11 protein-coding genes and 2 pseudogenes are annotated in these 12783 nt (G+C 37.2%); 8 read left to right on the top strand and 5 right to left on the bottom strand.

What is annotated here, in order from left to right; genetic code table 11:
• The first annotated feature begins 227 nt into the window (after positions 1-227).
• The 3 genes from A5849_RS10195 to A5849_RS10185 all read left to right on the top strand — a co-directional run bounded on the left by A5849_RS10195 (position 228) and on the right by A5849_RS10185 (position 5546).
• Positions 228-2168 carry a PTS fructose transporter subunit IIABC gene (locus A5849_RS10195; RefSeq protein ID WP_002309661.1) on the top strand — a complete coding sequence of 647 codons (1941 nt, stop codon included), beginning with the start codon at positions 228-230 and terminating at the stop codon, positions 2166-2168.
• Positions 2169-2257: 89 nt separating this feature from the next.
• The gene (locus A5849_RS10190; protein WP_002309660.1) at positions 2258-4180 is read left to right on the top strand and encodes a BglG family transcription antiterminator; all 1923 of its coding nucleotides are present in this window, start codon (positions 2258-2260) and stop codon (positions 4178-4180) included.
• Between the two features lie 343 nt (positions 4181-4523).
• Entirely contained in the window at positions 4524-5546 is a 1023-nt protein-coding gene (locus A5849_RS10185) for an LLM class flavin-dependent oxidoreductase (protein WP_086310069.1), read from the top strand.
• 181 nt (positions 5547-5727) lie between these two features.
• Here A5849_RS10185 and A5849_RS15345 read toward each other — a convergent pair.
• From A5849_RS15345 to A5849_RS10175, 3 genes and pseudogenes are all read right to left on the bottom strand, one after another.
• Positions 5728-5865: pseudogene (locus A5849_RS15345) on the bottom strand (1-phosphofructokinase family hexose kinase); the annotation flags it as partial.
• 52 nt (positions 5866-5917) lie between these two features.
• Positions 5918-6787: pseudogene (locus A5849_RS10180) on the bottom strand (1-phosphofructokinase family hexose kinase); the annotation flags it as partial.
• Positions 6753-7544 carry a DeoR/GlpR family DNA-binding transcription regulator gene (locus tag A5849_RS10175; protein WP_002309656.1) on the bottom strand — a complete coding sequence of 264 codons (792 nt, stop codon included), beginning with the start codon at positions 7542-7544 and terminating at the stop codon, positions 6753-6755. The gene A5849_RS10175 and the pseudogene A5849_RS10180, both read right to left, overlap by 35 nt.
• 140 nt (positions 7545-7684) lie before the next feature.
• On the opposite strand from A5849_RS10175, the gene A5849_RS10170 reads away from it, so the two are divergent.
• From A5849_RS10170 to A5849_RS10150, 5 genes are all read left to right on the top strand, one after another.
• Positions 7685-8143 carry a PTS sugar transporter subunit IIA gene (locus tag A5849_RS10170; protein WP_002309655.1) on the top strand — a complete coding sequence of 153 codons (459 nt, stop codon included), beginning with the start codon at positions 7685-7687 and terminating at the stop codon, positions 8141-8143.
• Between the two features lie 11 nt (positions 8144-8154).
• Complete coding sequence (locus A5849_RS10165; protein WP_002309654.1) at positions 8155-8454, top strand: PTS sugar transporter subunit IIB; 300 nt, start codon at positions 8155-8157, stop codon at positions 8452-8454.
• A 70-nt stretch (positions 8455-8524) separates the two neighbouring features.
• Positions 8525-9886 (top strand): PTS galactitol transporter subunit IIC, encoded by a 1362-nt coding sequence (locus A5849_RS10160; protein WP_002345041.1) that lies wholly within the window; start codon positions 8525-8527, stop codon positions 9884-9886.
• Between the two features lie 21 nt (positions 9887-9907).
• Positions 9908-10168: a hypothetical protein gene (locus A5849_RS10155; protein WP_002309652.1), complete on the top strand. Its 261-nt coding sequence runs from the start codon at positions 9908-9910 to the stop codon at positions 10166-10168.
• 13 nt (positions 10169-10181) lie between these two features.
• Positions 10182-10934, top strand: coding sequence for a class II aldolase/adducin family protein (locus A5849_RS10150; RefSeq protein WP_002291817.1), 753 nt, complete (start codon positions 10182-10184; stop codon positions 10932-10934).
• A gap of 92 nt (positions 10935-11026) precedes the next feature.
• Here the strand turns inward: A5849_RS10150 and A5849_RS10145 are convergent, their stop codons facing one another.
• Positions 11027-11632 carry an alpha/beta hydrolase gene (locus A5849_RS10145; RefSeq protein ID WP_002309649.1) on the bottom strand — a complete coding sequence of 202 codons (606 nt, stop codon included), beginning with the start codon at positions 11630-11632 and terminating at the stop codon, positions 11027-11029.
• Positions 11633-11684: 52 nt separating this feature from the next.
• A complete protein-coding gene (locus A5849_RS10140; protein WP_002309647.1) occupies positions 11685-12659 on the bottom strand; it encodes a ring-cleaving dioxygenase in 975 nt (324 codons plus the stop codon).
• Positions 12660-12783 lie beyond the last annotated feature (124 nt).

The following is a 12783-nucleotide window of genomic DNA, read 5'->3' as shown; positions in this document are numbered from 1 at the left end:
ATTACGGAAATTGTTAATGTAGATAATAATTTAGATGTACGTAAGCAGAAGTACAGAAATGTAAGATTTTCCAATAGTATTTTATTCAACATAATAAATTGTATATCAATTTTTTAGCGAAATTTCTATTTATTCCAAAAATTTCAGTTATTACGGAATCATTTTGTGCTTAATAAAAAGAAACCGTTTTTATATACTGTAAGTGTAGAAAGAAAGGCGGTAGGAAAATGAAAAAAATTATTGCAATCACATCCTGTCCAGTTGGCATTGCCCATACATACATGGCAGCAGAAAACTTAGAGAAGGCGGGGAAAGCAGTTGGCGCCGAGGTAAAAGTCGAAACACATGGTTCTATCGGTATCGAAAATGAATTGACTGCAAAAGATATCGAAGAAGCAGCTGGTGTAATCATCGCAGCGGATACTAAAATAGATAAAACACGATTTGGCGGCAAACCATTGATAACCGTAGGCGTGCAAGAAGGAATTCATCATGCAGATGAATTGGTAGGAGAGATTTTAGCAGGAAAAGCGCCAATCTATAAAAGTACAGAGACCACTATTTCTGCCGAAAATAAAAGTGAATCAGAAAATTTAGGTAAGAAAATCTATAAGAGTTTGATGAATGGTGTTTCATATATGGTGCCATTCGTAGTTACAGGAGGATTATTGATCGCGATTTCATTAACATTGGGTGGAACAGCGACGCCTGAAGGAATCAAGATACCAGAAGGAACGATTTGGGCAACGATGAATAGTATCGGAAGTATTGCTATGGGATTGATGGTTCCAATCTTATCTGCATTTATTGCGCAAAGCATTGCAGATCGTCCGGGACTTGTTCCTGGATTTGTTGGGGGGATGTTAGCAGCAAATGGCGCATTATATGGTAGTGATGCGAATGCAGGGTTCTTAGGCGGAATCATCACTGGATTTTTAGCAGGTTTCATTGCTTTAGGAATCAAGAAAGTACGAGTACCGAAAGCTTTACAATCGATTATGCCAATCATTGTTATCCCAATTTTAGGATCATTGGCAGTTGGTTTTGTGTTTATCTACGTTATTGGAGAACCAGTAGCTCTTTTATTTAGTTCGTTGACTCACTTTTTAGCAGGGATGCAAGGAGGAAGTGAAATTGTTTTAGCTATGATCTTAGGAGCAATGATTGCTTTTGATATGGGTGGACCGTTCAATAAAGTAGCCTTTCTGTTCGGATCTGGCTTGATTGCAGAAGGAAATTATTCCATTATGGGTCCAATTGCTGTAGCTATCTGTATCCCTCCGTTAGCATTAGGATTGGCATCATTGACATTGAAAACCAAATTTACAAAAACAGAACGAGAAGCTGGTAAGGCATCCTTAGCAATGGGGCTGTTCGGGATCACAGAAGGTGCGATTCCGTTTGCTTCAACAGATCCATTACGAGTGATTCCAAGCATTGTAGTCGGAGCGATGACAGGAAGTGTCATCGCAATGCTTTCAGGAGTGACAGATCATGTCGCTCATGGCGGTCCAATCGTAGCAGTTTTAGGAGCAGTCGATCATGTAGCCATGTTTTTTGTAGCAGTGATTGCAGGTATTGCTGTCACCGTGTTAATGTTAAGAATCTTGAAACCAACATTACAACATACTGCAGTTGCTGCAGCAAATGGGGTAGCGGTAGCGGATTTAACAGAATCTGAAACAAGGGATGTTTATACAAAACCTGAAACGTTTGATTCTATTACGGATATTATGTCAGATGAAGCAATCGTTCTAGGAGAAACAGCAACAACAAAAGACGGAGTAATCGAAGATTTAGTCCAACGTTTAGAAAAAACAGCGGCGATCACAGATAAAAACGGATTTAAAGAAGTCATCTATGATAGAGAAAAGGAAAGTACAACGGGAATCGGCATGGGAATCGCTATTCCACACGGAAAATCAGCTTATGTTCGTAAACCAACGGTGGCTTTTGCCAGAAGTCAAGATGGAGTAGAGTGGCATTCTTTAGATGGAAAACTTGCACATATGATCTTTATGATTGCTGTACCTGAAAACAGCCAAGGAGATATGCACTTGAAAATACTGCAACGTCTTTCACGTAAATTGATGGATGATGATTTCCGTCAAGCATTGATGGATGCGCCAGATAAAGCAGCGGTTCACCAATTATTAAGTGAAATGTAATAACATAAGATGAAAAATCGACCGTGATGAGACATAATAGATGTGTTATCATGATCGATTTTTTATTTGGAAGGGAGTTTCTGCTTATTATGAATCAGCGTCAGCAATCTTTGATTTACCAATTAATTGAAACGAATAATTATATCACAATAAAAAAGCTAGCAGAGCATTTCCATGTGTCGGAAAGAACGGTTCATAGCGATTTGAATGTCATCGAAACTTGGTTCAGGGACAAACAGCTGCCTTTGATGATTGAAAGAAAAAAGGGTACAGGAATCTTGTTGAATGGTCTGCCTCACGAAAAGGAACAATTGAAACGAGCACTTAATGAAGAGGCACAAACAGAAATGGATAAAAACCAGCTTCGTCAATTATTGATTTTCCATCTGCTAGTAGCAAAAGACGGATTTAGTCTTGAAGAGCTTTCAGAAAAACTATATGTTGGAAAACGTACGATTCGTAAAGAATTGACAGAGCTGAAAAGCTTTTTTGAGTACCATAATTTACAGCTAGTATCCAAAACAAAACTTGGCACTTTTCTTAAAGGCGATGAACAAGAAAAAAGACAGCTGCTTGTTAAGACGCTACGCAATATGCAGAAAGAAGATCCGCAAAGTCCTTCGTTGAAAGAATTTTTTGCCAAAGATACGTTAAAAGTCATCCAACATACATTAAAAGAAGTTTTCTATGAAAATCATCTAGAACAACCAGGAGGACTGGCTAGTGTAGAGATTCATATCTATTTTATGCTTGAGCGAATGAAACAGTACCAGAAAGTGAAATTAAGTAAAGACGAAAATGAAGTCGTTGAGCATACCCAAGCACAGCAGTTAAGTAGTCAGATCTTAGCAAAGTTAGCTACTATTTACCCAATTGAATTTTCTCCTGATGAAATCAATTATCTGGCTTTACGTATCGCCAATCTTTTTACAAACTCACAAGCAGCCACACGATTTCAAAAGGAATCTAGTACACTTGCTGATCATTTGATTGTACAAGTGGAGCAGTTTTTAGGTTATTCATTGAAAGAAGATCAGTTACTGAAACAAAACTTAAGGTCTCATTTATCTTCGACCTATTTTCGACTCCATTACGGCTTGCAGATTTCTAATCCACTGACGAAAAATGTATTTAGTACGTACACACAACTTTTTTTAGTTTTACAGTTGATTCTAGAAGATTATTTTGAGAAAGAAAATTTTTATGTTCCGCAAGATGAGACAGCTTATTTAACGATCCATTTCCAAGCGGCGATCGAGCGACACAAACATCAGAAAAGTAAAAGATATCAAGCCGTTTTAGTTAGTGAATATTCAAAAGCTATGGCTACTTTTCTTGAAGCACGGCTGAACAGAGAACTTCCGGAATTAACGATTATAGATTTAATTGAATATAAGCCAGAACTAGAGAGGGAAGACTTTCCACCTGTTGATTTTATTTTAGCTACATTACCGTTTAAACATGCAAATATTCCAGTAATCGAGATTTCACCAATGATCACAGAAACTGACCTGGCTTATCTGACAAAATATATGCTGGAACATGTACCTATCAAGAAGAAAAAAACGTTTGATCTAGCAAGCTTTACTCATCCATTTTTGATCTTTCCTCATCTTGAATGGGCTGATCCAGTAGATATTTTAAATTTTATGGGGAATGTCTTAGTAGAACATCATTATGTGGAGCCGGAATTCGTCGATTCTGTCTTGGAACGAGACCGTCACGCCAGTACTAGAGTGGCACCATTTGTAACGATTCCTCACGGTAATCCGCTGTATGTAAAACATTCGATGATTTCTATTGCAACAATGAAAGAACCGATCCTATGGCATGGGGAACAGATACGTATCGTACTGCTGTTAGCAATAAAGAGAAAGGATTTGAAACATGCAGAGTTCAAAAAAATTTTTTCTGTTATTCACTATTTAGAAAAGCAACCAGAACAAATGGCACAGTTGATGCAATCCAATCATCCACTAGAGATTTTAACCTTGTTGTCTAGTTATGAATAAGCAGATATTAAAAAACTGCCTTTATATCTATAATAATTCTATCTATTTATTTAGAAGTAGAAAACTAAATACAAAAAAAAGAGGATGTGGTCAAAGTTGTGTCACATCCTTAAATACATGTTAGAAACAATCATTTTGAGTCAAAAAACAACGATGGAAAAGACTATTAAAAGAGATTAAGACATGGCAGATGATGAAGGAAGTAGGGGTATAGTAAGCCAATAGATTTCTTGAATATGATGCGAGAACAATTATTCGTCTTTTAAGAAAAAAAGTAGTAGAATCAGTTCATATTAAAAATAAAAAACCTTCCATTTTTGTAGGGTTGGAGGAGGTCACTACCTTGAAAAAAATCGGCTTTTTAAGCTTTGGACATTGGATGGAGCAAGGATCACTCGTGAAAACAGCTCAAGATGCTTATTTGCAATCAATCGATTTAGCAGTGGAAGCAGAAAAAATTGGAGTAGACGGAGCGTTTTTCCGCGTACATCATTTTGCCCCTCAGATTGGGTCGCCGTTTCCTTTGTTAGCTGCAATCGGCGCAAAGACGAATAAGATCGAAATCGGTACAGGACTTATCGATATGCGCTATGAAAACCCTTATTATATGGCAGAAAATGCCGGATTGACAGATATCATCACGCAAGGAAGAGTGCAACTAGGAGTGGGGCGTGGTTCACCTGAACAAGTCCTAGATGGCTGGAAATACTTTGGTTATGATTACAGTGAAGAAGAAATCAAAGAGGTAACACGGGAACGCACCCTTGAATTCTTGGAATTACTTGAAGGAAAATCATTTGCAGAACCAAATCCTCAACCAATGTTCCCACAAGGATCAGGAAAATTACGGATCGAACCTTATTCAGAAGGATTACGACAAAGAATCTGGTGGGGAGCTGGTTCACAGCAAACGGCAATGTGGGCAGCACAACATGGAATGAATCTGCAATCATCTACATTAGTCAATTACGAATCCCATGAGCCGTTCCATATCCAACAAGCAAACCAATTACGTGCGTATAAAGAAGCGTGGAAGCAAGCAAGTCATGATTTTGAACCAAGAACATTGGTCACTCGCTCGATCCAGCCAATCACCACTGATTTGGATCGACGCTTATTTGGACAAGACGGTAGTCCGCAACAAGATGCTGTCGGCTATCTTGCTTATCATCGGAACCCGACGATTTTTGGAAAAACTTTTGCAGGTGAACCTGATCAATTAATCAAGGAGCTAGCTGAAGATGAAGCAATCAAAGAAGCAGACACAGTACTTGTCACGATTCCTAATACTTTGGGGGTAGAATACAACATGCACTTGCTTGAAACAATCGTAAAAGATATCGCTCCAGAATTAGGTTGGCGGTAAAAAGGATATTTCTGTAAGTGCAGGATACTTGAGTGAAAAAATAAACACTTCTAATAATCAGTTTAAAGCAAACTCCAAAAGCTAGACTTGAAAATCTGACTTTTGGAGTTTTTTTGTGAATAAACATATAGATAGGTCTTATACACATCTAGATGTGTATAAATTATTTACTTTGTACTATTTATTTCATTTCTGTGATTTTAATACTTTTTGCTAGATTTTTTACATCAGCTGGAATAACTTTCCCGACTTCTGATTGCTGTGCATTTGACATGCCGCAAGCCATTGCGTACCTTACACATTCTTTTAAAGGATAATTCCTGTCTCTTATACACATCTAGATGTGTATAAGAGACAGCTGATTGCTGTGCATTTGACATGCCGCAAGCCATTGCGTACCTTACACATTCTTTTAAAGGATAATTCTGTTCTAATGAATGAGCAAAACCTCCAACAGTGGCATCCCCAGAGCCTGTTGTATTAATGACAGGAATCTTAGGGATCTCAACATTCCAAAATTCTTCTTTTACTTTGACTACTGCACCATACGAGCCGCAAGAAATCATGATAACATCGATATCTTTAAATAAAGGATTTGTTTTTAAATGGTATTTTATATCGCTTTTTTTAGTAATTTTTTGATGGATGATATCTGAAAACTCATGGATATTAGGTTTGATAAACATCGGTTTATACTTACTTGCTAAGACTTCACGGAGATGTTGTCCAGATATATCCATTAATATATAGATGGAAGGATCTATTTGTTCTTTGATATATTGTAATAATTTAGCATACAAAAAGGGGTCTTGATTGTTGACAGAACCATTTATTGTAATGACTGAAAGGTAATTATTTGTGCTGATTTGTTTGATATCATTCATTAATTTTTTGATAGTAGTATCTGCTATTTCAGGACCAGCTTCCACTAGCTCTGTCTGCGTTTCACCATCATGCATGATGGTGACGGCACCTCTTGATTCTTCTGCAATAGGTAAAAAATGCAAATCAAACAAATTTTCATTTTGCAGCATATCTTGAATCATACCGCCAAAATAACCGCCCAAAAACCCCGTTAAAATAACTGATGAACCTAGTAAAGCAGAAGCTCGTCCGCAATTGATTCCCTTGCCGCCTACATAGCGTACCGGAGAAGCAAAGCGTGTCATCGTACCTAATTCAAAGTGTTTTGTAAAATAAATGGAATCAATGGATGGGTTCATCGTGATTGTCAGTATCATTTTTTGGCTCCTTTAATATGGTTAAGTATTTTGAATAATGATGGAAATCTTGTTCTGATAAATGATTATCGGTTATTAGATAATCGAAATCGGTTAATTTTCTAAAAGTATAGACATCTGATTTATTTAATTTTGAATAATCTGCAACAATACATTTGATTTTGGCTGCATTGAGCGCTGCATTTTGAATATTTCCCTCAATAAATTGAGCAGTTGTGACATTGTTTTCAAATATTCCATTTGTTGCAGCGAAAGAGATATCGACATTCAAACTTTCAAAAGATCTTTCTGCAACTTCCCCAATGAACTCTTCTGTAATAGGAGAAAATTCGCCACCAGTAAGTAAAATCCGATAACTAGTATGATTCTTCAAATAGTTGAAAGCAATCAAACTATTTGTAATTACAAATAGATTTTTCTTTTGAATGAAAGGGAGTGCATACAGGATTGTTGTACCGGCGCCTACATAAATAGTAGAATTATCCGGAATTATACTGTTCATGACTTGACCAATATATTTTTTTTCGGCTACATTCGTATCAATCTTTTCTTGAGTCGATAGTTCTCGATTATAAGGTTCCTTTCGTTCAACGCCGCCATACAGCTTTTTTACTTTATTTTTTTTTGCTAATTCAGTGACATCTCGGCGTATAGTCATTTCTGATACGCCTAATTTGTTAGCGATTTCTGAATTAGTTAAATAAAAATCTTTCTCTAATAACGTAATGATTCGTTCTTGTCTTTCTTTTTTCAACATATAAATTACTCCTTTAACATAAAAGTCAAGTTTTGTTCGACTTTGTTCTTCTTAATTATATAGATAAACGATTCTTGTAAACAAAGATGAACTTAGTAGAACACGAAATTAACAAACTTAATCAAAAAGAGGGTGGAGAAATGGAATATAAAGAGATGTTTGTTCCTAGTCTGATTCAATTAGCGGTAGACGTAAAAAATAAAGAAGAAGCTTTTTTAATAGCTGCCCAACGATTAGAAAAAATGGGGTACGTCAATGAGAATTATTTGAATGGGCTAATTGCAAGAGAAAGAAAATTTCCTACAGGATTGATTACTAAGTATTTAAATATTGCACTGCCACATTCGGAATGTGAATATGTCGAAAAGCCATTCGTTTTTGTTATGCAGCTGAAGAACCCAATTTATTTTTATCAAATGGGGGATAATCAGGAAATGACTGTAGAAAATCTATTTTTTTTAGGAATCAAAGAACCAAAAGAACAAGTAGGATTACTTCAAGCGTTTATGAATTTATTCATGGATGAAACATTCGTAGAAAATTATAAGAAACAAGAAACACCGCAAAAAATATACGAACTTATTACAAATTATATTTAGGAGGAAGAAAAATGAAGAACCGGTTAATTGTCGCATGTGGAAGTGGCGTAGCAACGAGTCAGACAATCGCGAGTAAGATCCAAAGTATGTTAGAAGATGATGGCCTTACATTTCCTGTAGAAGCAGTTGATTACAAATCAATCCAAAATGAGCTTCCTACTGCTGGAATCTATGTGTATGTCGCACAGCCTGATGATGAAGTACTTGAACAAGCAAAAGATTTAGGTATTGAAGTATTTCCAGGAATTCCATTTTTAACTGGAATGGGCGTAGAACCTATTTATGACAGTATCAAAGAGTTAATACAGTAAAGGAGGATTGTTGGATAAAAAATTGTCTCGTAGTTTTTCTACTATATTTCAAAAGAAAGAAGGTTTATTTATGGAAGTCTTCCAAACCGTGATCAATTATGTTTTGAATTTAGGATCAGCTATTTTTGTTCCTTTGATTATTTTGATACTTGGATTATTGGCAGGGATGAAATTTAAAAAAGCATTCATGTCTGCATTGACTTTAGGGATCGCTTTTAGCGGGATGTCTATGGTCATTGGCTATATGTCTAACGCAGTAAGTCCAGCATCAGAAGCATTGGCTAAAAATACGGGAATCAGTTTGCCGGCGCTCGATCTAGGGTGGACGGGTGCAGCAAGCATCACATGGTCGTGGAGTTACGCTTTTATATTCTTTGCAGTAACGATTGGGGTCAATTTTGTACTCTTACTTTTTAATTGGACGAAGACGTTAAATGTTGATATGTGGAATGTTTGGGGGAAAGCTTTAACTGCTTATTTAGTTTATTATGTTTCTGGTAGTTTGGCTGCAGGCTTTCTTACAGCAATGGTTCAAGTTATATTGGAATTAAAGCTTGGTGATATGTTTCAGAAGCATATACAGGATCTCACAGGGATTCCATTAGTAACAGTGACTCATTTTATGACATCTGCCGCTGTCTTGTTGCTCCCTTTCAATATGATCATGGATAAAATACCTGCATTGAATAAACGAGCGGATACGAATGCATTGAAGAAGAAAATTGGGATCTTCTCTGAAAACTCTGTAATGGGATTCATTATTGGCTTGGGACTTGGCTTTGCTGCTGCGTACGGTGTCTCAGGTTCTCTTAATCTGGCAGTACAGACTGCGACTGCATTAAGTCTGTTCCCGATGATCTCTAAAATGTTCATGCAATCTTTGTCTCCTTTAGCAGACGCGATGTCAGAATTTATGAAAAAGCGATTTAAGGATCGTGAAGTATATATTGGATTGGACTGGCCGATATTAGCTGGTCGTTCAGAGATTTGGGTTACTGCTATTTTACTTGTTCCTGTGTTTATCGGTTATGCTATTATTTTGCCAGGAAACCAAGTATTACCATTAGCAGGGATCATCAACTATTCGATTGCGGTCGGCGGATTGCTTCTAACAGGAGGAAACTTGGCTCGTATGCTGATCCTGGGAATCCTCACGATGCCTATTTATTTGTACGGTGCCACTTATCTTGCGCCAATACTCAGTGATTTAGCAGAAAAAAGCGGAGCAGTTGAGGGAATCAAGAAAGGACAGTTGATCACATGGTCATCAATAGAAGGGCCGGAGTTCAGGGTTTTATTTGCGGAGGCATTTAATAGAAATATTCTCGCTATTGTAGGATGCGTAATTTTTCTAGGATTGTTTGTTCTACTTTATAAATATATGATAAAAGCGAAAGTCCCGAGCGAACGTTATGCTGAACTGCAAAAATAGCATCGAAATGGTGGGAAAGCAATGAAAAGAGAAGAGATAGAAAAAATAAAATGGACAGTCGTTCTTTGTGGTACACTTCTGCTATTTCTATATGGACTCTTTACTCAGAATATCATCATCAATCTATTGGTTATTTTTTTCGCACTAGTGATCTATAAATATGGAAATCACGTTTTATTCAGAGAGTACGATGAAAAAAGAAAACAGAAAATAGAAGAATCAATGAAAATAAAAGAAGCTACCAAAGAAATATTGAGAGAAAAAAGTTTTATAAAAAGATAATGGAGGGATCATTATGTCAGATGGACGTATGTTATTTGAGAGAGAACGACAGGACATGGCACGTATCGTAAGAGTGATTTTCGAAAGGAAAAATACAAATGTCGCAGGAGGGAATTTTTCCTTTAAAACCACTGATGATCAAGGAAAAGACTACATTATCATGACACCGACCATGATGTCAGAAGCCTATCTTGGAGAGATTTCTCCTGCACAAGTTCTAGTAGTAGAACCAAGAACGCGTAGAATCGTTGATGGAGTCGGTCATTTAACTCGTGAAATCAATATGCATGAAGCGATGTACGAGACTAATCCAGCAATCAAAGCTGTCTTGCATGCACATGCGCCTAATGCAATGTTCTGGGCGACTACTGGGTTGCCTATGCCTAATTTGACAGAAGCCACAGCTAAAGTAAAAGAGATTCCTGTCATGGACTTTGAGCCTAATTGCTCTGAAGAACTTGCTGAATTGACAAGCGATTATGTAAAAACACATGATTTAGAGTTGCCCCATATGTTATTACTCAATTCACATGGCGTATTGATCAACACAGGTGGAGAATCAGGAATCGAAGCTATCCATAAAGCACTGCAAATCCTTGATACAGTCGAATGGAATGCAGAAATCGCTTATAAACAGACGATTTTCCAAGCACTAGGGATTACTGATGGGTTTTATTCGAAAGGTGAGAAAATCGGCAGATTGGAAGATTTGAAACATAAAACGGCTATTTATAATAAATCTGTTATTACAGCTAGCGGAGACTAACCTATCTGGCAAAAAAACTACGACTTTCACACACTATGATCCAGATTGATGTCTGCTTCAGGTTGTGTCATATAAGTCGTAGTTCTTTTCTTTTATTTAGTTAGAAGATGCTCTGTCCATTCCCTCGCTTGCTCGATTTCGTCCATCGTCAACTGATGACCTGTTACAGTTAGCTGAATCGTCACATTTGCTTGGCGTGTTTCGAATTGATCGGCCAATTCTTTAAAGGAAGCAGAGGAAACGATTGGATCGTTATCACCATAAGAAAGCCAGACGGTTTTATCCTCTAATGTGGAACGGCTTTGATGGACACCTAGAGACATTGGATGGAAAAACAACCCTTTATTTAGCATGGTCTCACGTTCCAATAATAAATGAGCAGCGATGTTTGCGCCATTTGAATAGCCGACAAGCAGCCAATCGCTTAACGGTATCTGTTCTGTTTCGCTGATATCTTTGATTTTTTCATGGAGCTTATCTGTTTCTTTTTCCAAACTGTCCAGGTCGAATTGATTCAATCCATTACGCTTGAAAAAACGATTCATCCCATCTTCTTGGACCGTGCCACGAAAAGAAAGCAACGTACTGTTTGGTGCAAGAAAGTGAGCGATATCCAGTAAAGAATGTTCATCGCCACCTGTGCCATGAAGTAAGATCAAATGCTTGCCACTTGTTCCTTTTTCAAAAATGTAGGACATTTTGTTCCCTCTTTTCTGTTTCTATAGATGCAAATGAAGTGGCATGAAGAGATTATTCACGTTTTTTATTTGCGTCACTTGTATCGAAAGGACGGACATAGGCTTCAATGGCTTCACGACGTTCTTCTAAGAATGGAGGAAGAGATAGTTTTTCTCCAGCGGATTCTGCTGGTTCATCTTCAAGGAATCCAGGACCGTCAGTTGCTAGTTCAAACAGTACGTGATGAGCGGCTAGGAAGTACTCAGATTGGAAATAGAAACGATTGACGAAACCAGAATTTGGCAATTCAATCTTATTGATTACTTGAATCCAGTATTCCAATGCTTCTTTGTCTGCTACACGCAATGCTAAGTGATGGATATTTCCAAATCCTTCGATTGCTTTTGGCAAGTCTGTCCGATGTTCAATAATGATGCTTGCACCATTTCCGCCTTCACCGATTTCAAATAAGTAGAAATCTCCTGAATGGTCTGTTTCTTTGAATCCTAAGATTTTTTCAAGAATCAAGCGGATATGCTCTAATTGACTGACACGGACAAAGACAGGTCCAAGTCCTGTGATTGCAAATTCTGTCGGTACATTGCTGTTTTTCCAAGGAACGCCAGCTGCTACACCTTGATTGTTTTCGTCAGAGATCAATTGATAATATTGATTATCAAAATCTTCAAACTCGATATATTTTTTGCCGAAACGTTCATTGATTGCTGAATGAGCGACATCATATTTTTCAAATCGTTCCAACCAAAAGTCTAATGCAGCGTCACTTGGCACACGGAAAGAAGCACGAGAGATCGTATCTGTTCCTTTTTTTCCTTTTGGCTGATTTGGGAAATCAAAGAAAGTCATATCTGTTCCTGGTGCACCAGTATCATCTGTAAAGTAAAGATGGTAAGTTTCGATGTCATCTTGGTTAACGGTTTTTTTGATTAAGCGCATTCCTAAAATATCTGTAAAAAAGCGGTAGATTTTTGTTGCGCTAGATGTCATTGCTGTAACGTGGTGAATTCCTCTGATTTGTGTATCCATGATAAATTTCCTCCTGTTAACTTACAAAAAGTAAGTGATTGATTTAGACATAGTATAGAGGGTGCATCTTTATTTTGCAATTAATTTGTCTTCTAAAGTATCAGGAAGGAATCAAGAATGAAAA

The sequence above is a fragment of the Enterococcus sp. 10F3_DIV0382 genome (assembly GCF_002140245.1).
Classification (GTDB): domain Bacteria; phylum Bacillota; class Bacilli; order Lactobacillales; family Enterococcaceae; genus Enterococcus_B; species Enterococcus_B lactis.
This window is presented reverse-complemented; position numbering and strand designations above follow the sequence as displayed.